This is a genomic window from candidate division WOR-3 bacterium, assembly GCA_039804165.1.
GTDB lineage: Bacteria > Hydrothermota > UBA3072 > UBA3072 > UBA3072 > JAFGHJ01.
Genome location: JBDRZZ010000001.1, coordinates 139013 through 158672, shown reverse-complemented (window position 1 = coordinate 158672; position 19660 = coordinate 139013). Strand labels below are relative to the sequence as shown.

Annotated in this window: 21 protein-coding genes and 2 tRNA genes; 15 read left to right on the top strand and 8 right to left on the bottom strand. The window is 32.5% G+C overall.

Translation table 11 applies throughout. The features are described from left to right. Positions 1-25: 25 nt before the first annotated feature. From ABIN61_00810 to metW, 14 genes are all read left to right on the top strand, one after another. Complete coding sequence (locus ABIN61_00810; GenBank protein MEO0292748.1) at positions 26-1969, top strand: DUF6057 family protein; 1944 nt, start codon at positions 26-28, stop codon at positions 1967-1969. Then, entirely contained in the window at positions 1953-3455 is a 1503-nt protein-coding gene (locus tag ABIN61_00805; protein ID MEO0292747.1) for a hypothetical protein, read from the top strand. The genes ABIN61_00810 and ABIN61_00805 overlap by 17 nt, the downstream gene beginning before the upstream one ends. Beyond that, positions 3452-3886 (top strand): hypothetical protein, encoded by a 435-nt coding sequence (locus ABIN61_00800; protein ID MEO0292746.1) that lies wholly within the window; start codon positions 3452-3454, stop codon positions 3884-3886. The genes ABIN61_00805 and ABIN61_00800 overlap by 4 nt, the downstream gene beginning before the upstream one ends. A 5-nt stretch (positions 3887-3891) precedes the next feature. Beyond that, positions 3892-4230 carry a hypothetical protein gene (locus tag ABIN61_00795; protein ID MEO0292745.1) on the top strand — a complete coding sequence of 113 codons (339 nt, stop codon included), beginning with the start codon at positions 3892-3894 and terminating at the stop codon, positions 4228-4230. 68 nt (positions 4231-4298) lie between these two features. Then, positions 4299-6017: a DNA polymerase/3'-5' exonuclease PolX gene (polX, locus tag ABIN61_00790; GenBank protein ID MEO0292744.1), complete on the top strand. Its 1719-nt coding sequence runs from the start codon at positions 4299-4301 to the stop codon at positions 6015-6017. Continuing rightward, positions 6010-7272 carry a UDP-N-acetylglucosamine 1-carboxyvinyltransferase gene (gene murA / locus ABIN61_00785; GenBank protein MEO0292743.1) on the top strand — a complete coding sequence of 421 codons (1263 nt, stop codon included), beginning with the start codon at positions 6010-6012 and terminating at the stop codon, positions 7270-7272. Before polX ends, murA begins: the two co-directional genes overlap by 8 nt. Next, positions 7254-8843 carry an L-aspartate oxidase gene (nadB, locus tag ABIN61_00780; GenBank protein ID MEO0292742.1) on the top strand — a complete coding sequence of 530 codons (1590 nt, stop codon included), beginning with the start codon at positions 7254-7256 and terminating at the stop codon, positions 8841-8843. Before murA ends, nadB begins: the two co-directional genes overlap by 19 nt. After that, a complete protein-coding gene (gene raiA / locus ABIN61_00775) occupies positions 8828-9127 on the top strand; it encodes a ribosome-associated translation inhibitor RaiA (GenBank protein ID MEO0292741.1) in 300 nt (99 codons plus the stop codon). The genes nadB and raiA overlap by 16 nt, the downstream gene beginning before the upstream one ends. Further along, positions 9114-10094, top strand: a complete 981-nt coding sequence (gene hprK / locus ABIN61_00770; protein ID MEO0292740.1) for an HPr(Ser) kinase/phosphatase — start codon at positions 9114-9116, stop codon at positions 10092-10094. Before raiA ends, hprK begins: the two co-directional genes overlap by 14 nt. Beyond that, the gene (locus ABIN61_00765; protein MEO0292739.1) at positions 10084-11046 is read left to right on the top strand and encodes a radical SAM protein; all 963 of its coding nucleotides are present in this window, start codon (positions 10084-10086) and stop codon (positions 11044-11046) included. The genes hprK and ABIN61_00765 overlap by 11 nt, the downstream gene beginning before the upstream one ends. Next, complete coding sequence (locus ABIN61_00760; GenBank protein MEO0292738.1) at positions 11039-11731, top strand: YggS family pyridoxal phosphate-dependent enzyme; 693 nt, start codon at positions 11039-11041, stop codon at positions 11729-11731. Before ABIN61_00765 ends, ABIN61_00760 begins: the two co-directional genes overlap by 8 nt. Before the next feature lie 53 nt (positions 11732-11784). Then, positions 11785-13065 (top strand): O-acetylhomoserine aminocarboxypropyltransferase/cysteine synthase family protein, encoded by a 1281-nt coding sequence (locus ABIN61_00755; protein ID MEO0292737.1) that lies wholly within the window; start codon positions 11785-11787, stop codon positions 13063-13065. Further along, positions 13062-14192, top strand: coding sequence for a homoserine O-acetyltransferase (locus ABIN61_00750; protein ID MEO0292736.1), 1131 nt, complete (start codon positions 13062-13064; stop codon positions 14190-14192). Before ABIN61_00755 ends, ABIN61_00750 begins: the two co-directional genes overlap by 4 nt. Position 14193: 1 nt before the next feature. Then, a complete protein-coding gene (metW, locus tag ABIN61_00745; GenBank protein ID MEO0292735.1) occupies positions 14194-14793 on the top strand; it encodes a methionine biosynthesis protein MetW in 600 nt (199 codons plus the stop codon). A 14-nt stretch (positions 14794-14807) separates the two neighbouring features. Here metW and ABIN61_00740 read toward each other — a convergent pair whose 3' ends face one another. From ABIN61_00740 to ABIN61_00705, 8 genes are all read right to left on the bottom strand, one after another. Then, on the bottom strand, positions 14808-15755 hold the full coding sequence (locus ABIN61_00740) for a glycosidase (GenBank protein MEO0292734.1): 948 nt from the start codon (positions 15753-15755) through the stop codon (positions 14808-14810). A gap of 96 nt (positions 15756-15851) precedes the next feature. Next, positions 15852-15925, bottom strand: a tRNA-Gln gene (locus ABIN61_00735). Between the two features lie 7 nt (positions 15926-15932). After that, positions 15933-16007: transfer RNA gene (locus ABIN61_00730), tRNA-Glu, on the bottom strand. Between the two features lie 67 nt (positions 16008-16074). After that, entirely contained in the window at positions 16075-16917 is an 843-nt protein-coding gene (locus ABIN61_00725; GenBank protein ID MEO0292733.1) for an aldo/keto reductase, read from the bottom strand. Positions 16918-16965: 48 nt separating this feature from the next. Then, positions 16966-17325 (bottom strand): hypothetical protein, encoded by a 360-nt coding sequence (locus ABIN61_00720; protein ID MEO0292732.1) that lies wholly within the window; start codon positions 17323-17325, stop codon positions 16966-16968. A 23-nt stretch (positions 17326-17348) separates the two neighbouring features. Beyond that, on the bottom strand, positions 17349-18056 hold the full coding sequence (locus ABIN61_00715) for a hypothetical protein (GenBank protein ID MEO0292731.1): 708 nt from the start codon (positions 18054-18056) through the stop codon (positions 17349-17351). Beyond that, positions 18053-18739, bottom strand: coding sequence for an ABC transporter ATP-binding protein (locus tag ABIN61_00710; GenBank protein MEO0292730.1), 687 nt, complete (start codon positions 18737-18739; stop codon positions 18053-18055). The genes ABIN61_00715 and ABIN61_00710 overlap by 4 nt, the downstream gene beginning before the upstream one ends. After that, positions 18726-19100 (bottom strand): GntR family transcriptional regulator, encoded by a 375-nt coding sequence (locus tag ABIN61_00705; GenBank protein MEO0292729.1) that lies wholly within the window; start codon positions 19098-19100, stop codon positions 18726-18728. Before ABIN61_00705 ends, ABIN61_00710 begins: the two co-directional genes overlap by 14 nt. 71 nt (positions 19101-19171) lie before the next feature. Here ABIN61_00705 and ABIN61_00700 point away from each other — a divergent pair, with 71 nt between their 5' ends. Then, entirely contained in the window at positions 19172-19660 is a 489-nt protein-coding gene (locus ABIN61_00700) for a division/cell wall cluster transcriptional repressor MraZ (GenBank protein MEO0292728.1), read from the top strand.

Below are 19660 nucleotides of genomic sequence, written 5' to 3'. Positions count from 1 at the left end.
TTTAAAAAAAATAAAAAATTTGTCAATGCCTTACAACTTTGGGAAACCCAATTTAAATTTGATCATAAAGCTTGACTTTTTTCTGAGCCCTAATAAATTTAAAATGATTATGAAGTTAAAAGAATTAATCTATAATCCAAATTCCTTTTTTATTTTTTTCTTTCTTTTAATATTTTTTTACTTTCTCATTGTCTTTAAACCATCTCTATTCTATCATCTTTATCAACCTATTTTTCTCTTTCAGAACACATTCTTGAGAGAATTTATTATGTATCCTGGAGGATTATCAGATTGGATTGCTCAATTCTTCTCCCAATTCTTATATTTTAATCTGGTTGGGTCAATAATAATTTCTATCCTTTCTTTATCTATTTTCATTATTATCTATAACCTTATTAAAAAATTTGGAGATTTCAAATATTCCTTAATTCTCTCTTTCTTTCCTATTATATTTTACCTTATCGGACAAAACCGTTACAATTTCCCTTTTGTAATAAGTTTTAAATTCTTTATTGCTCTTCTCTTTTACTCCCTTTACATAAAAATTCCAAATAGATACAGAATATTTATGATTCTTCCTTCTTTTTTAATTTATTATTTCTTAGGAGGATGGGTATTTTTATTTTTTGTGGCTCTATCTATTTTACACGAAATACTTTTCTCAAAAGAAAGAAGAAAATATATTAACATTATTTTCAATCTTATAGGATGTCTCTTATACCCTTACATTGCTGCAAAATTTCTCTTTATAATTACTCTTAAAGAAGCTTATTTTTACATTGCTCCTTATGAATTCTATCGTGAACCTTTTCTATTTAAACCAGGTTTATATTTTTATCTGTTTTTCCTTTCTTTACCAATTTTGAAAATTGGTCTTTTTGTTTATTTGAAATATATAAAAAGCAAAAAGAGAAAGCAAAATAAATTATTGGCAAAAATACCTCATAGTTTATTAGCACAATCGATCTTTATAATATTTTTTGGATTTCTTATCCTTTATTTCTCTTTTGAAGAAGAAGAAAAAAAGAAAATTCAAATTGATTACCTCGCAGATAAAGGTAAGTGGAAAGAACTCTTAAATATCTCCAAGAGTATAAAAAGTTACGATAGGCTTGTAAATTTCAATGTAAATAGAGCATTATATCATAAAGGAGAATTACTTGATTCACTATTTGATTATCCTCAACTTTTAGGAAGTGATGGCTTATTTATTGACAGAATAATTGCAAGTCAAGTTGCAATCCCTGCAAGCGACCTATATTTTGATTTAGGACATATAAATGCATCTCAAGTTATGGCTTATGAGGCTCAGACAAAATTTAAATATAATCCAAGGGTTTTAAAAAGATTGGCTTTAACTAATATTATAAATGAAAATTACGTGGCCGCAAAGAAATTTTTAGATCTTCTTTATAAAAGTATATTACATAGAAAATGGGCCAAATATTACAAAAACTATATTTTTGACAAATCCTTAATAGAAAAAGACAGCTTGATTAAATTGAAAAGAATGCAAAGGCCTGACTTTGATTTCTTCATTACTAATAAAACTCCAAATCTTGATCTAATAAAATTATTAAAGCAAGACGAAAAAAACAAAATGGCTTTTGAATACTTAATTGCATATTATTTACTGGAAGGAAGGTTAGGAGACCTATTGGAATATTTTGATAAATTTAAAAATTTAGGTTATAAGAAACTCCCTCGTCATATAGAAGAAGCTATTTTAGTAATTATGATTGGTGCGCCATCAAAAATCAATATGAAAGAATGGAGAATCAGTCCAGAGACAATTGAAAAATTTAAACTTTTCAATATAGCTAAAATTAAATCAAAAAGAGACAAAAAGGCAAAAGAATATCTTGAGAAAGAATTTCACAACACTTATTGGTATTACCTACTTTATCTTAACCCCAAAAGAACAAAACTTGAATTAAGGAGTAAAATAGCCGATGAGGATATTTTGTAAATTAATAATAGCACTCCTAATAACCCTTGTCTTTAGTTGTACCAAGTCTATTTCAAATTACATAGAGAATAACCGTCCCCCCCATATTAGCCCTGATTACACTGAAATAATTATTCCTCCAAATATCGCCCCTTTAAATTTCAAGATTGAAGAAGAAGGTTTAGAATTCTTTATAGATATTTATGGAGAGAATAAAAAGCATATCTGGATAAAAACCCATAAAAATATTGTAAAGATTCCGATAAAAAAATGGAAAAAACTTTTGTCTGAGAATCGGGGAAAAGAGCTATATATAGATATATACTTGAAAAGTAAAAATAATAAATGGAGCAAGTTTCAAACAATTCAGAACAAAATTGCAAAAGAAGAAATTGATAGTTATGTAGTCTATAGATTAATAAATCCTGGCTATGTTTTGTGGTGGGAAATGGGCATTTATGAGCGCAATCTTGAAAATTTTAAGGAAACTCCAATTTTCACAAATAGAGCTATAAAACATAATTGTATAAATTGTCATTCTTTTTGTAATAATAACCCTGAGGAAATGATTTTCCATATAAGAGGCGATTTTCCTGGAACAATTTTAGTAAAAAATGGTAGCATAAATAAAATAAACACTAGCACAAAATACACAATGTCTCCTGGGGTTTATCCTTCCTGGCATCCAAATGGAAATCTCATTGCATTTTCGGTTAACAAAATATATCAATCATTCCATGCTCAAAAAGACAAAAGCATTTATGTTTGGGATAAGGCTTCTGATATAATTATTTACAATATAAAAACAAATACAATAACTACATCCCCAAAAGTTTCAACAAAAAGATTAGAGAATACACCGACCTGGAGCCCTTGTGGGAAATATTTATATTTCACTAGTGCCCCAGAATTTAAAAGAAAAGAAGAATTAAAATTGAAATATGATCTTATGCGAATTCCCTATGATTTCGAAAAAAATGAATGGGGGGAAGTGGAACCAGTTCTCACTTCAAAAGAAACAGGAAAAAGCATTTCTTTCCCAAGAATTTCCCCTAACGGGAAATTCTTACTATTCTGTATGAGTGATTATGGATATTTTTCAATACATTTTAAATCCAGTGATCTTTATATGTTGGATCTTAAAACAAAAAAGTATTGGAAACTCAATATAAATAGCGAACAAAGCGAAAGCTATCATAGTTGGTCAAGTAATAGTCATTGGTTTGTTTTTGCAAGTAAAAGAGAAGATGGTCTTTGCTCCAGATTATATTTCAGTTATGTTGATTCTCTTGGAAATGCCTATAAGCCATTTTTAATGCCACAAAAAGATCCAACATTTTACGACACTTACATTAAAAATTATAATGTCCCAGAATTGATTAAAGGACCTATAAAAATTAGTCATTGGAAGCTTTTGAAGGTTACCAAAAAAACACCCTTAGAAACAATGTTTGATTCAACAGTTAATATAGATGCTCTATCAGGTGCCACAAAAATAGTAAGATGAAAAATTTTTTCTTTCTTTTTTTCAGCATTTTCTTTATTAAATGTGCTCCAACAATCTCCTATTTTGACAGTTATTCATACAAAGAGACTATCTCTGCTAAGGTAGAAACCTTGGAGCTAATGGGTAAAGGAACTAAAGAATATCTTAAGTATGAAGATCAAATTGAGAAAGTTTTACTGAACTTAAAAAAACAATATGAATACGAGAAAAATAAGCCTAAAAATTACGAAACCTCTAAAATGTGGGAAATTATTTTAGAGATGTTCAATGGGTTTATTGAAATATGGAGAAAAAATGAAAGGCTGAATGATTTTTTTATTAATGAAGTTAAGATAAAAGTAGAAAAGATTTTTAATTTAATCATTGATTTAGAAAGCAAAAAAATTAAGAAAGAAGAAGTTCAATCTTTTATTGAAAATTATAAACAATAATCTTTATGATAAACTTTGAAGTAATATTTGAAGATTTAAAAAAGAAAGTTCTTGAATTAGCAAAAGATTTGTTAAAAGAAAACATAATTCAAGCAGAAAAAGAGTGCGAAGCATTTTTAGATTCCCTAAAAGAAGATGTAAAAATATGGACAAATGCTTTGGAAGAAGGTAAAATCAACCAAGAAGAATTTGAATATTTAATAAAAACACAGATTCAGACTTTTGAATGCATGAAATTACACCAACAAGGCGTTGCGAAGGTGAAAATAGAACTATTTAAAAATAGATTATTGGATTTACTCTTAAATACAATTATTGATAACTTATCTTTTTCAATCTCGTAACTCTTTCAAATTACACCAAGTTTTTTAAATCTTGACTTTTCATAAAAGAATTTTTATAATATTACTAAATGAAGAATCGTGAGATTGCAGATCTCCTATTTAAAATCGCTGATGCTCTGGATTTATCAAATGGAGATTTCTTTAAAATTCGCGCTTATAGAAGAGCAGCAAGAGCAATAAAAGATTTACCAGAAGACATTGAAAAAATATATAAAGAAGGAAAACTCACTGAAATTGAAGGTGTTGGTTCTGGAATTGCAAAAAAAATAGAAGAATATCTAAAAACAGGAAAAATGACAAAGCTTGAAGAAGTCTCAAAAGACATACCTGAATCCCTCTTTGAACTTCTTCAGATAAGAGATTTAGGTCCTAAAACGATTAACGCTCTTTATAAGGAATTAGGAGTCAAAAACTTAAAGGATCTTAAAAGAGTCATTGAAGATGGAAGTTTTGCAAAAGTAGAAGGTCTTGGCGATAAAAAAGCAGAAAAAATTTTGGAAAATATAAAATTATATGAAGAAAAGATTGGTGAGAATAAAAGATTTACTCTTGGAGAAGTTTTTTTCCTTGTTGAAGAAGTAGTAAAAAGACTAAAAGAATTAAAATCAGTTAAAAGAGTTTCTCCTGCAGGATCTTTTAGAAGAATGAAAGAAACTGTAGGAGACATTGACATTCTTGTAGAATCAGAAAATCCTGAAGAAGTTGCAAGGAATTTTGTTTCCTTTCCTATTATCAAAAAAGTCTTAGAAAAAGGGAAAACCAAAGTTTCAGTCTTATTAAAGGGTCTTGATATACAAATGGATCTCAGAATCGTTTCTCCTTCTTCTTACGGAGCAGCTCTTTTGTATTTCACAGGCTCAAAAGATCATAACGTTAAAATAAGAAGTTTGGCAATGAAATTGGGATTAAAAATTAACGAATATGGCGTTTTTAGAGGAGAGGAAATGGTAGCAGGGAAAACTGAAGAAGAGATATACGAACTATTAAAAATGGAATTTATTCCCCCTGAACTTAGAGAAGACAGAGGAGAGGTTGAATTAGCTCTCAATAATAGCTTACCATCCATAATAGACTACACTGAAATAAAAGGAGACCTACACATTCACAGTGATTACTCGGATGGGCAAAATAGTATTAAAGAACTCGCTCTATTCGCAAAAAATCTTGGTTATTCCTATATAGGCATCTCTGACCACTCAAAATCAGCTTCTTATGCAAAAGGAATAAAAGAAGATGAGCTAAAACGCCAAATAGATGAAATAGACCAATTAAACGAACAAACAAAAGATTTTAAAATATTAAAAGGTATAGAAAGTGACATTTTACCTGATGGTTCTCTTGATTTTGAAGACAAGCTATTAGAAAAACTTGATTTTGTAATAGGGGCTATTCATACAGGATTCAAAAAGAATGTAACTGAAAGAATGGAAAGAGCTTTGGAAAATCCCTATCTTACAATCTTAGCACATCCAACAGGTCGTTTAATCTCAAGTAGAACAGGATACAAAGTTGACTTAGATAGGGTAATGGAAAAAGCAAAAGAAAAAGGAAAGATCCTTGAAATAAATGCTTACTATGATAGATTAGACTTAGATGAAATAAATTCAAGAGAAGCTTATAAAAGAGGAATAAAATTTTGTATAAATACAGACGCTCACAATTTTGATATGTTTAGATGGATAAAATTAGGAATTGGAATAGCAAGAAGAGCTTGGATTCCTGCTGAGGCGGTTATAAATTCTTACCCTCTTAACGATATTTCAAAATTTCTTAAAAAGAATGGATAAGCTAATTATAGAAGGTGGATATAGATTAGAAGGAGAAGTAGAAATAAAAGGAGCAAAAAATTCTTCCCTTCCAATTCTTGCCGCAACACTACTCTGTGAAGACGAATTCTTAATAGAAAATGTCCCTATGGTAAGAGACATTTTCACCATAAAAAAACTTCTTGAGGTCCTTGGGGCTTCAGTAAAGATAGAAAAAAATACGGTAAAAATAGACACAAGAGGAGCTGTTGGTTATGAAGCTCCATATGAATTAGTAAGCCAGATGAGAGCAAGTTATTATGTTCTTGGACCTTTAATTGCCAGAATTGGGAGAGCTCTTGTTTCTCTTCCTGGAGGTTGTGCGATTGGAACAAGGCCTGTGGATCTACATATAAAAGGGCTTAGAGAATTAGGAGCAGAGATTTCAATCACTCAAGGATATATAGATGCCTATGCAAATGGATTAAAAGGAAAAAGAATTTTCTTAGAAGGACCAAATGGACCATCAGTTGGCGCAACAATAAACGTGATGACAGCAGCAACTCTTTCTTCAGGAAAAACAATTATTGAGGGAGCTGCAATGGAACCAGAGGTTGAAGATGTTGCTAACTTCCTAAATAAATGTGGGGCAAACATAAAAGGTCATGGGACAAGGAGAATAGAAATAAGAGGAGTAAAAAAACTTCACGGTTGCAAATATAAAGTCATTCCAGATAGGATTGAAGCCGGAACTTTTGCCGTGGGCGCAGCAATAACAAAGGGTGATGTGTTCCTAAAGGGTGCAATCCCAATCCATCTTCAATCTATCTTGAAGAAGCTACAAGAAATCGGAGCAAAAATAATTATAGAAAAAGATGGTATTGGAATAAAAATGGAAAAAGAAATCCAAAGTACAGATATAGAAACAGCTCCTTTCCCTGGTTTCCCAACAGATATGCAAGCACAATTTACAGCCCTTCTTTCCCTCTCGGACGGTATCTCGGTTATAAAAGAAACAATTTTTGAAGACAGATTTATGCACATTTCTGAATTGGTCAGAATGGGAGCAAATATAAAAAAGGAAGGTGACTGTGCTATTGTAAAAGGAGTCCCTTCTCTATATGGTGCAAAAGTTATGGCTTCGGATCTCAGAGCTTCTGCTGCTCTTGTTTTAGCAGGTTTATCAGCACAAGGAATTACAGAAATAAGCAGGGTTTACCATATTGATAGAGGTTACGAAAGCATTGAAGAAAGATTAAGGAGATTAGGTGCTCACATATGGAGACAAAAAGGATAGAAACCGACTTCTTAATAATAGGAAGCGGGATCTCAGCTTTAAATTTTGCTCTTAGAGTTTCCGAAAAGGGGAATGTTCTTATTCTTACAAAAAAAGAAAGAACGGAAGCCAACACAAATTACGCTCAAGGAGGAATAGCTGTTGTTTTAGATAGCAAAGATTCCTTCTCTTCGCATATTGAAGATACCTGCAAAGTTGGAGCAGGACTTTGCATAAAGGAAGCTGTTGAAGTTATGGTTAAAGAAGGCCCCTCGGTTTTAGAAGATTTGATTAATTGGGGTGTTGAATTTTCAAAAGACGAAAACCAAAAAATTGAGCTGTGGATGGAAGGAGGACATTCCCATAGAAGAATTGTCCACTCTGGGGACCTAACAGGAAGAGAAATAGAAAGAAAATTAATGTCGGTAATAAAAAGACATTCAAATATAAGAATTTTTGAACATCACATTGCTTTTGAACTCATTAAAGAAAATAATAGTGTTCAAGGCGCCTATGCCTTAGATGTATCTACAGGAGAAATCATCCAGGTTCTTGGAAAAGTAACCTTCCTTGCTACAGGAGGTGCAGGTCAAGTCTATCAATATACCTCTAATCCTTCAGTTGCAACTGGGGATGGGATAACTCTTGCATATAATGCTGGATGCAGAATTGTGAATATGGAATTTTTTCAATTTCACCCAACAACTTTATGGACGCCAACCCATGGGGAAAGACAATTCTTAATCTCAGAAGCTATTCGTGGAGAAGGAGGAATTCTTTTGGACCTTGAAGGGAATAGATTTATGAAAGAATTTGATCCAAGACTGGAACTTGCTCCAAGAGATGTAGTGGCTCGTGCTTGTGACTATGTCTTAAAAGAAAAGGGATATGAGTATGTTTTGCTTGACATTTCCCATAAAGACCCAGAATTTATAAAGAAGACTTTTCCCCACATTTATAAAGAATGCCTTAAATATTCAATTGACATTACAAAACAACCAATACCTGTTGTTCCGGCAGCTCATTATATGTGTGGAGGGATTTGGACGGACCTATATGGAAGAACAGACTTAAAAGGACTTCTTGCAGCTGGAGAAGTGGCCTTCACTGGAGTTCACGGAGCAAATAGGCTTGCAAGTAATTCTTTGCTTGAGGCTTTAGTTTTTTCAAAAAGAGCTGCTAGTATAGTAGAAGAATGGAAGAACGAAACTTTTCCTAAAAAAGAAAGGTCTAAAAATAAGAAAAAAGCCATAATGGAAGAAAGTGTTCTGGCTATTCACACAAAAAAAGAAATAAAACAAACAATGTGGGATTACGTAGGGATTGTAAGAAGAGACTATCTTTTAAATAGAGCCTTAAGAAGATTCGAATTGTACTTAGAAGAAATTGAAGATTTGTATAAAACAAGTAGCCTTTCAAAAGATTTAATAGAACTACGCTCTCTCGCTACAGTAGCTTACCTAATCACAAAATCAGCTATAACAAGAAAAGAATCCAGAGGCCTCCATTACAATAAAGATCATCCTGAAGAGAAAAGAGAATTTAAAAAACACACTTTTTTAAAAAAGGAGGATTTATGGACTACAAATTAATAACCCGACATTTTGAACCAACCAAGGAATTGGAAGAACACATAGCAAAAAAACTTAAAAAACTCGCAAGATTTTCAAAGTGGATAAATCATCTTGAAATAATAATAGATAGCGAGGGAAGTAGAAAGAAAACAGAAATAAATCTATCAATGAACCACAAAAAAATAAATGCAAAAGCCGAAGGAGAAGACGATTTTAAGACTGTTACAGAAGCTTTTGATAAAATCATAAGACAATTCAAAAAAGTGGAGGAGAAAATAATTAACCATCATGGGAAAAAATGAAATAACAATTAAAGAGTTAATCGAGGATGTAAAGAGTTATATTAATATAGAAATAATTGCTGGAGAAAAAGGGTTAAATAGAAAAGTCTCAGAAAAATACATTAGTAGACCGGGATACCTCTTAGCAGGTTATGAAGAACATTTCCCGGCTGATTCAATCCAAATTCTTGGAAATAGAGATATCGGCTATCTTTCTACTCTCAATAAAGAAGAACTCCAAAAGAAAATCGAAAGATTTCTTTCTTTTAATCCCCCAGGAATTGTAATAGCATGGGGTCATGAGGCCCCTTCTCCTTTAATAAAAGGGTGTTCAGAACTAAAAATCCCTCTTATGAGAACCGATGCTCCTTCTGCCAAAGTCTCTGAGATAATTCAATACTGTTTGGAAGAAAGGTTAGCAGACGTTGTTTATATTCACGGAGATCTAGTTGATGTATTTGGGATAGGGCTTCTTATTACCGGAGAAAGCGGAATGGGAAAAAGCGAGTTGGCTTTAGATTTAGTAAACAGAGGCCATCGTCTCGTTGCTGATGATATCGTCTGTATAAAAAGAAAAAGAGACGTTCTTTTTGGCGAAGAGAAAGAAAAAGAAAATATCCTACGACATAATATTGAAATACGAGGAGTAGGAATCCTAAATGTGGCAGCACTTTTTGGAGTAAAAGCAATAAGAATGAAAAAAAGAGTAGAAATGCAATTAGACTTAGTAAGGTGGGAAAAAAGTAAAGATTATACAAGAACAGGTCTTGAAATGGAAGAAACAGAAATATTAGGTGTGCCTATTCCAAAAATAACAATTCCTCTAATTCCTGGAAAAAATATCGCAACCATTGCAGAAGTAATCGCAATAGATTACTTGGGAAAAGGTGTTGGATTTTATTCTGGAGAAATATTTGAACATGAGTTAATAAAAAAACTCCAGAAAAGACAGAAAAAGTATATGCGATTAGAAGAAGATGAAGAATAGAATAGTATTTGGACCTATCCCTTCAAGAAGAGTGGGAAAGAGTTTAGGAATAAATAATATTCCTCCTAAAATATGCTCTTATTCTTGCATTTATTGCCAAATAGGAGAAACTTATCTTCTCTCTAAAGAAAGAAAAGAATTTTATAAAATAGAAGAAATTCAAACTCAAGTTCTTAAGAAAATTTCAGAATTAAGAAAAAGAAAAGAAGAAATTAATTTCTTAAGTTTCGTCTCAGATGGAGAACCTACTTTGGACATAAACTTAGGGAAAGAAATAGAGCTTCTCAAAGAAATAAAAATACCAATTGCAGTATTTACCAACTCCTCTCTTATAAATTTAAAAGATGTGCAAGAAGACTTGCTAAAAGCAAATTGGATTTCCATTAAAATTGACACAGTGGACGAGAAAATATGGAAAAAGATAAATCGCCCACATCCAGATTTAAATCTTAAAGAAATCCTTGAGGGAATTTTAGAGTTTAGCGATAAATATAAAGGAAGTCTTAACACCGAAACCATGTTAGTTGAAGGAATAAATACTAATAAAGAACAAATAGAAGAGACTGCTGATTTCATTTCTAAGATAAAGAGAGAGAAGGTTTATATTTCGGTTCCCACAAGACCCCCTGCTGTTAAAACGATAAAAATACCAAAAAAAGAGATAATTAAAACTGCCTATGATATTTTCCTAAAGAAAAATCTTAATCCTGAACTCCTAACAGGTTTTTCAGAACATGGATTTCCAAAGATAAGCAATGTTCAAGAAGAAATTCTTAATATTACATCAGTTCATCCTCTAAAAGAAGAAGACGTCCAAAAAATCCTCAAAAAAGCAAATAAGGATTGGAGTCTTGTAGAAAATTTAATTAAAGAGGGAGAAATAAGGATGGTGAAATTTAGAAAAAATAAATTTTTCTTGCGAAATTTAAAAAAGGAGATTAAAAATGGGTAGGATTGGAGATAACTACAAAAAACTCCGCGATTCTATTAAAGAAGATATAAAAATAGTTGTGGCTACAAAAGCAAGGAGTGTGAAAGAGATCTCAGAAGTTATTGAAGCAGGGGCAGAACATATAGGAGAAAATTACGTTTATCCAGAGGCTCTAAAAAAATATGAAGAATTAGGGGATCTTGCCCTTAAAGTAAAATGGCACCTAATTGGCCATCTTCAGACAAACAAAATAAATAAAGCTCTATCTATTTTCGACCTAATTCAGACAGTAGACTCTGTGGAAAAAGCAATTCAAATTGATAAAAGAGTTGAAGAAACAGGAAGAGTGATGGTTCCAATCCTTTTAGAGATAAATAGCGCAAAAGAAAAAACAAAAACAGGCTTTATGCCTGAATTCGAAGTCATAAAAGAAGCATTACTTCAAATGGAAAATTTAAGATATATAGAAATTAGAGGTCTTATGACAATGGGTCCTCTTGAAAAAGAGCCTTCAAAAATAAGACCTTATTTTGTCTCAACAAGAAAAATTTTCGAAAAACTAAAAGATGTCCAAACGATAAATTCTAAAATGGAAATCCTATCAATGGGAATGAGTAACTCCTATAAAATTGCAATTGAAGAAGGTGCAAATATGATAAGAATAGGAACTCTAATATTTGGAGAAAGGCAAAATAATTCAAGATAATTTTTAGGACTTGCTAATTAATCAATAAAAACTAATATATCTAAAAGAGGAAAATGTCAAAAAGAAAACCGGAAACCATTAATTTACATTCAGGACAAGAAAAAGTAGATAAAGAAGTAGGGGCAAGAGCTGTTCCTATTTACCAAACCTCTTCTTTTGTCTTTAAAGATACTCAACATGCAGCAAATTTATTTGAACTTAAAGAAGAAGGACATATATATTCTCGAATCTCAAATCCAACTGTGGAAGTCTTTGAAAAAAGAATGGCTGATATAGAAGGAGGAAAAGGAGCTTTAGCTGTGGCTTCTGGACAAGCGGCTGAAACTCTTACTTTTTTAGGACTCACAGAATTAGGCGAAGAGATTGTGGCGGGAAATAATCTTTATGGAGGAACTTATCAATTACTAAACCATACTCTCCCAAAATTAGGTAGAAAGACTACTTTTGTTGATTCGTCAAAACCAGAAGAATTTAAAAAAGCAATAACAAAGAAAACAAAATTATTATATGTTGAAACAATTGGCAATCCAAAACTTGATGTGCCAGATTTTGAAGAAATTGCAAAAATAGCCCATAAAGAAGGAATTCCTTTAGTGGTTGACAACACTGCTGGAATTGGAATTACTCGACCTATAGACTACGGAGCCGATATAATTGTTCATTCCGCCACAAAATGGATTGGTGGACATGGGACATCAATTGGAGGAGTGATTGTGGACTCTGGAAAATTCAACTGGGATAACGGAAGATTTCCCCAGTTTGTTGATCCAGATCCAAGTTATCACGGAATAAGTTTCTGGAAAGAATTTGGTAATATTGCATTTATCACAAAAATAAGGTATCACCTTTTAAGAGATTTAGGGCCTTGTTTAAGTCCATTTAATGCTTTTTTATTTCTACAAGGGCTTGAAACACTTCATCTAAGGATGGCCCGCCATTGTGAAAATGCACTTGCTGTTGCAGAATTTCTAAAGAATCATCCAGCTGTTAAGTGGGTTAATTATCCAGGACTTCCTGAGCATCCAAGTCACAAAACAGCAAAAAAATATTTAAATGGTAAATATGGAGGTCTGGTAGGATTCGGAATAAAAGGTGGAATAAAAGCAGGTAAAAAATTTATTGAGTCTCTAAAATTGTTTTCCCATCTTGCAAATATAGGAGATGCAAAAAGCCTTGTAATTCATCCTGCTTCCACAACTCACCAACAATTAACAAAAAAAGAACAATTGGCAACAGGAGTAACAGAAGATTACATTCGTCTATCAATAGGTTTAGAAAATATAGAAGACATAAAAGAAGACCTTGACAGAGCTCTTCGAAAGGCCACAAAATGAGAAAAAGTAAAAGTATTGGAATTGTTGAAACCAAGTATTATACTTTTGCCCACCCTCCTAAAAAGTTAAGACTAGAAAGTGGTGAAAGACTTGGACCAATTACAGTAGCTTATGAAACCTACGGAACCTTAAATAAGGAAAAATCAAACGCCATTCTTATAACCCACGCCTTTTCCGGAGATGCTCATGTTGCAGGATACCATAAAGGAGATAAGAAGCCTGGTTGGTGGGACTCAATGGTTGGTCCTGGAAAGGCTTTTGATACGGATAAGTTTTTTGTGATTTGCTCCAATGTCTTAGGAGGCTGCGCAGGAACTACTGGACCTTCTTCTATAAATCCTGAAACAGGAAAACCTTATGGGTTAGACTTCCCTATTATAAGCATCAATGATATGGTAAAAGTCCAAAAAGAACTAGTTAATTATCTTGGTATTCAAAAATTACTCTCGGTTGCAGGAGGATCAATGGGAGGAATGCAAGCTCTATCTTGGTTAACTAATTATCCTGAAAGAATTAAAAGCGCAATAATAATAGCCTCTGCAATCAGACACTCTCCACAGCAAATAGCTTTTAATGAAGTAGGTAGAGTCTCTATAATTTCTGATCCAGCTTGGAATAACGGAGATTATTATGGAAAGAAAAGACCTGTTTCTGGACTTGCTCTTGCTAGAATGGTAGGACATATAACATATATGAGTGATAAATCAATGATGGAAAAATTTGGCAGAAGAATTAGAAAAGAGAAAGGTAAGCACAAATTCAATACAGGTTTTGAAGTGGAAAATTACCTTCATTATAGAGGGAGTAATTTTGTAAAAAGGTTTGATGCTAATTCTTATCTTTATATAACAAAAGCAATAGATTGCTTTGATGCCTCAAGAGGAAGGAACTTAGCAGAATTTCTTTATGGGGTAAAAGCAAAAGTTTTGGTCCTCTCTTTTAAATCCGATTGGCTTTATCCTACTTATCAATCTAAGGAAATTGTGAAAGCATGTAAAGTTGCAGGGATAGATACAACTTTTTGTGAAATTCATTCCACTTATGGGCATGATGCATTTTTGCTTGAAGTAGAAGAAGAAACTAAATTAATCAAACATTTCTTAGAAAGAGTGGTTAAAGAAAGTTGATATGTTAAGGTATATTAGAGAACTTGAATTTCAAACAATATGTAGTTACATAAAAGAAGGTTCCTCTGTTCTTGATTTAGGTTGTGGAGAGTGTGAACTCCTTGAACGCTTAATAAAGAATAAAAATGTAAAAGGGCAAGGAATAGAAATAGATGAGAAGAAAATATACAAATGTGTAGAAAGAGGAGTTCCTGTTCTCCATGAAGATATTGAATATGGTTTACCAGATTACAAAAACAAATCTTTTGATTATATTGTGCTTCAACAGAGCTTATCAGAAGTTGTTAAACAGCCTGAGAAAGTAATAGAAGAAGCTCTTAGGGTTGGAAAAAAAGTAATAATTAGTTTTTCAAATTTTGCTCATTATAAAGCGAGATTCCAAATTTTCTTCAAAGGGAAAACTCCAGTTACTCCTTCTCTTCCTTATTCCTGGTACGATACTCCTAATCTTCATTTTCTAAGTATTTCGGACTTTATAGATTACTGTAAAGAAAGAAAAATCAAAATAGAAAAAGCAAATTTCTTGGGTTTCAAAAAAAGAGTCTATTTATTTCCAAATTTCTTTGCCCTTGTTGGCATCTTTATGATTTCAAAAGATTAAAGGTAGTTTAAGCCCTACTCCCTTGGACATTTTTTTAAATAACGAAGAATCTCTTTTAAACTTGCGAAAGCCACACAAACACTTGAATCTGCGGCTCCATAATACAACCTCAATTCGTCTTTATCTCCATTAATCACAGCCCCTGTAGGAAAAACAACCCCAGGAACATCTCCAATAAACTCATAAGATTCTTTTGGTCCAAAAACCCATTCTTCGCTTCTCCTTAAAACTTTCCAAGGTTCATCAAGATCAAGTAAAGCAAGACCAACCCTGTAAATAGCCCCAGCAGCAGTAGTACGAACCCCATGGTATATTATAAGCCAACCATCAGGAGTCTCTATTGGCTGAGGACCCAATCCAACTCTCACACTATCCCATAACCCTCCTCTTCTTTCTAAAAGGACTCTATGATCTCCCCAATGAATGAGATCAGGAGAGAAAGACATCCAAATGTGGGCTTCTCCCCTCACTATTGGCCGGTGAATCAAAACAAATCTATTATCAAACTTCCTTGGGAAGAGAGAAGCATCCTTATCCTCAGGCGGAAGAAGTGCTCCAAATTTCTCAAAAACCTGAAAATCTTTTGTTAATGCTAAAGAAACCTTTGGTCCCACAGAAGAAAAAGAAACATAAACTATTGCATACTTTTCCAAATCTTCAAGCCAAACAATTCTTGGATCCTCAAGGCCCCATTTTTCTTCAGGATGACCTTTATAATAATCCAGCGTTGGTTCATTATCGATATGCCAGTTTGTTACCCCATCTTTACTTTTTGCAAGTGTAAGATGGGAAAAACCTCTATGATCTTCCGCCCTTACCAAAAGATACGTCTCTCCATTAAAAATTGTAGCTCCAGGGTTAAAAACGGAATTAACAGAATAAGGCCATTCGTTCGCAGTCAATATTGGGTTACCTGCATATCTTTTAAACAAATCTGATGGCTTAATTTCTGAAATTGCCAAATTATACCTCCTTTTAAAAACTCCCTTTGATTGAAACAAAATAATATTTAAAAAATAAAAGTCAATACTTTCAATCTAAGATATGAATTTTTCAATTGGCTGGGGAGCAGGGATTCGAACCCCGATAACAGGATCCAGAGTCCTGGGTCTTGCCATTAGACGACTCCCCAAGATAAATAGCCCCAAGGGGATTTGAACCCCTGTCTTATGGCTGAGAACCATATATCCTAGACCAGACTAGACGATGGGGCCATCTATACAAAAAATATAAAATATTGAGATTTTGTCAAGCGTTTCCTTCCTACTAAGCAACCAATTTTCATAAAAACTCTTCATCCAACCGTTTATTGTCTTCTTCACTAAGTCTCCAACCAAGAGATCCTAAATTTTCCTTTAGATGCTCTATGTTTGTAGATTTTGGAATTGTGATTATATTCTTTTTCCCAATTAACCAATTTATTGCTATTTGAGCCCTTGTTTTATTATATTTTCTTTCCAACTCTTCTAACAATTGGAATCTTCCTTCTATTAATTTACCTTTGGCTAAAGGTCTCCACGCTGTTATAATGATATTATTTTCCTGACAATAAGGGATTATTTCCGACTCTATATTATCGTTATACATACCTTTAAGTCTAGTAAGAAGATTATACTCTATCTGGTTATTTACAATTTTATTTTCAGAATAACTTTGAGCTTCTTTCAATTGCTCTACCCCAAAATTACTCACACCGATAAATTTTATGATCTTCCGCTTAACTAAGAAATTCATTGCTCTCATTGTTTCTTTTATAGGAATCTTAGGATTTGGAACATGGATTAAATACAAGTCTATATAATCAGTTTTAAGCCTATTTAAACTTTTTTCTGCGGATTTAATTACATCATTGTAACGAAGATTTTCCGGAGAAACTTTTGTTGTGATAAAAAGAGATTCTCTTTTAAAATCTTTAATCGCAATTCCAATTAGTTCTTCTGAATGACCTCCTCCATACATTTCTGCTGTATCTATATGAGTATATCCAAGTTCTATCGCTTTCTTTATAACATCAATTTCCTCTTTATCCTTTGATGTATCTCTACTTAACCTACCTCCAATTTCCCAAGTTCCAAGACCAAGAACAGGAATCTTTACCTCTTGGGTTAAATTCTTATATTCCATTTTTAAAAGTCTTTTCTTCTACTTTTACCCAGTTAAATTAAAATCTTTTTACTTTTTAAAAAGTTTCTCTGTTTTTTTGTCCAGTAGTACCCATATTGAATAAATCCCAATTGCAGTTCCAATAGGAAATTTCACTAATTCAATAAATGATAAAATAAGAACAACAATCCTTGCCCATCCTTGAAATTTTAGAAGACCCACTCCTCCAATAATTCCCGGTAAAGAAAGAATTAAAAAAAACCATAAAATAGCCAATGCAATTATCTCAAGAATACGAACCGCTTCTTCATTTATAGTGGGTAACTTCGCCACCAAAGTGAGCACTCCGAATACAAGAATTGCAAGTAATATTAATAAAGCGCTAAAAACTATATGAATTATTCCAACAGCTTTTATATGACTTTCCATTTCTCCTCCTTTCTAATTTTAAACTAAATTTCTACTTTTTCCACCAAAAAGCAAGAGGCAAAAGTAAGAAAAACGCTAAATATAAATGTAGCCATTAAGGTTGCCAAACTTAAACTAAAAGTTTCAACATCTCCCATAATAGTAACTTTCATAAAAACCTCTGGAAGGCTCGAAAAAATCTTTCTTCCAAAATACAAATAACGAGAATATATTATCAATAACCCAACAAAACTCCCAGCGGTAATCCATCCCCTTCCTAAAGAAAAAACTCTACCTAAAAGATATGATACCATAGCAAAAGGCACAAAAAGAAAAATCCTAAAACCAGTTAAGAACCACAATTTAAAAAAAGTCAAAGAATCCACTTTTAAATTATAAGAATATCCTTTTAATATTAGATAAGGAACCAAAAAAACAAAAAGAATATAGAGGAATATTTCTATTCCAAGAACTCCCATTTTACTTAAAACTAAATTATATCCTTTCACAGGTAAAGAGAAAAGAGTAAAGCCTGTATTTGAGTCCCATTCGTCCTTCCATATAAGAAAAGCTCTTACCAGAGACATAAGAAAGAAACCAGGTAAAGTTAAAAAGATTGCCATTATAGCCATAAACCCTTCAGTAATTCTTGTTAAAGGGAAAAGAAGAAAATTAACTCCAAAAACAAAACAACAGAAACCAATAATCCAGTTCTTTTCTCCCAAAAGTTCTTTTTTAAATAATTTTTTCATTTAAAAATCTCTCTAAAAATCTCCTCTACTGATTTTCCATATTCTTCTCTTAGTTTATCAGTTTCATCATCAATTAAAATGTTACCTTCCTTCATAAATATGGTTCTTTCAAAAAGCGTCTCTACATCCCTCACTATATGAGTAGATAAAATAAACGTCTTGCCCTCCTTATAAGCTTTTAAAATTCCTTCCGCAATTGCCTCTCTTGAAGCAGGATCTACCCCTGAAAAAGGTTCATCAAAAAGAAAGAGTTTTGCATCTCTGGAAAGAATAAGGAGCATTCTCAGTTTTGCCTTTAATCCTTTTGATAAATGAACTACATACATACGAGAAGGAATTTTAAAAAAATCAAGAAGTTCTTCCTCCTTTTCTCTATTCCAATCAAGAAAGAAACTTGAATACCATTTAATTAAACTTCCCACCCTCATCCACTGATAAACGGAATCGTTCTCAGAATAAAAAGCAGCTTTCATTCTCAACCTTACACCAGGAAATTCTCCATCAACCTTAATCTCTCCATAACTTGGACGCAAAAAACCGAAAATAAGTTTAAGAAGCGTTGTCTTGCCACTACCATTTGGGCCAACCAAACCAACAAAAGAATTATCTTCCACTCTAAGATTAATTCCATTTATTGCATAAATAGAACCATATCTTTTCACAAGATTTTTAATCTCTATCATATAAATCCCTCACTATTTTTTTTATTTCCCTTTTTGATAACCCTATAGAAATAAGATCCCTTAAAAATTTATCTACAGCATCTTTAATCATTTTCTCTTTCAGTTTCTCTGTTACCCCTTCTTTTACCCACGTCCCCCTCCCAACCCAACTCTCAACAACTCCTTCTCTCTCCAATTCCCTATACGCACGCGCAACCGTGTTCGGATTCACTCTAATTTCCTCTGCAAAAGCCCTCACCGCGGGAAGCTCTCGAATAATCTCCTTCCTCACAATCCTTCCTTTAACTTCCTTAACTATCTGCTTCCAAATTGGCTTATCTTTCTCTATCTCCATTAATATTGTATTAAAAATATAATACAATATTAAAATATGTCAAGAGAAAAATTTTTTAAACCTCCCCCTTGACAAAATAAATATTTTTGTTTATAATAGTGGGGATAAGTGGGGAAAAGTGGGGAATTTTATTAAAGAGAGGAGAGGTTATGTATTTTATCGGTAACGAAATATATTCAATAGACCACAAGGGAAGGGTTTTTGTTCCCGTTAAATTCAGGGTGGCTTTAAAAAAAGAAGACAAAAATAGTTTTTATATAGTAAAAGGTTTTGAGACTTCTCTTCTACTTTTTCCTCTTTCAAAATGGAATGAATTTATAGAAAGTCTTTCTGAAAAAAAATATTCCCAAAAAAGCATTAGAGAAGCAATAAGAGCCTTCTCTTATGGTGCAGAACAGCTATCTATGGATTCTCAGGGAAGAGTAGTTCTCCCAAAAGAATTACGAGAATACGCCAAAATAGAAGAGGAAGTTTTCTTTTTAGGAGCGATTGACAAAATCGAATTATGGTCTCCAATTGTTTTTAAAGAACATTCCTCAAAAGAATTTAAGGATATAAATGATTTGTATTCAAAGCTTGGAATATAA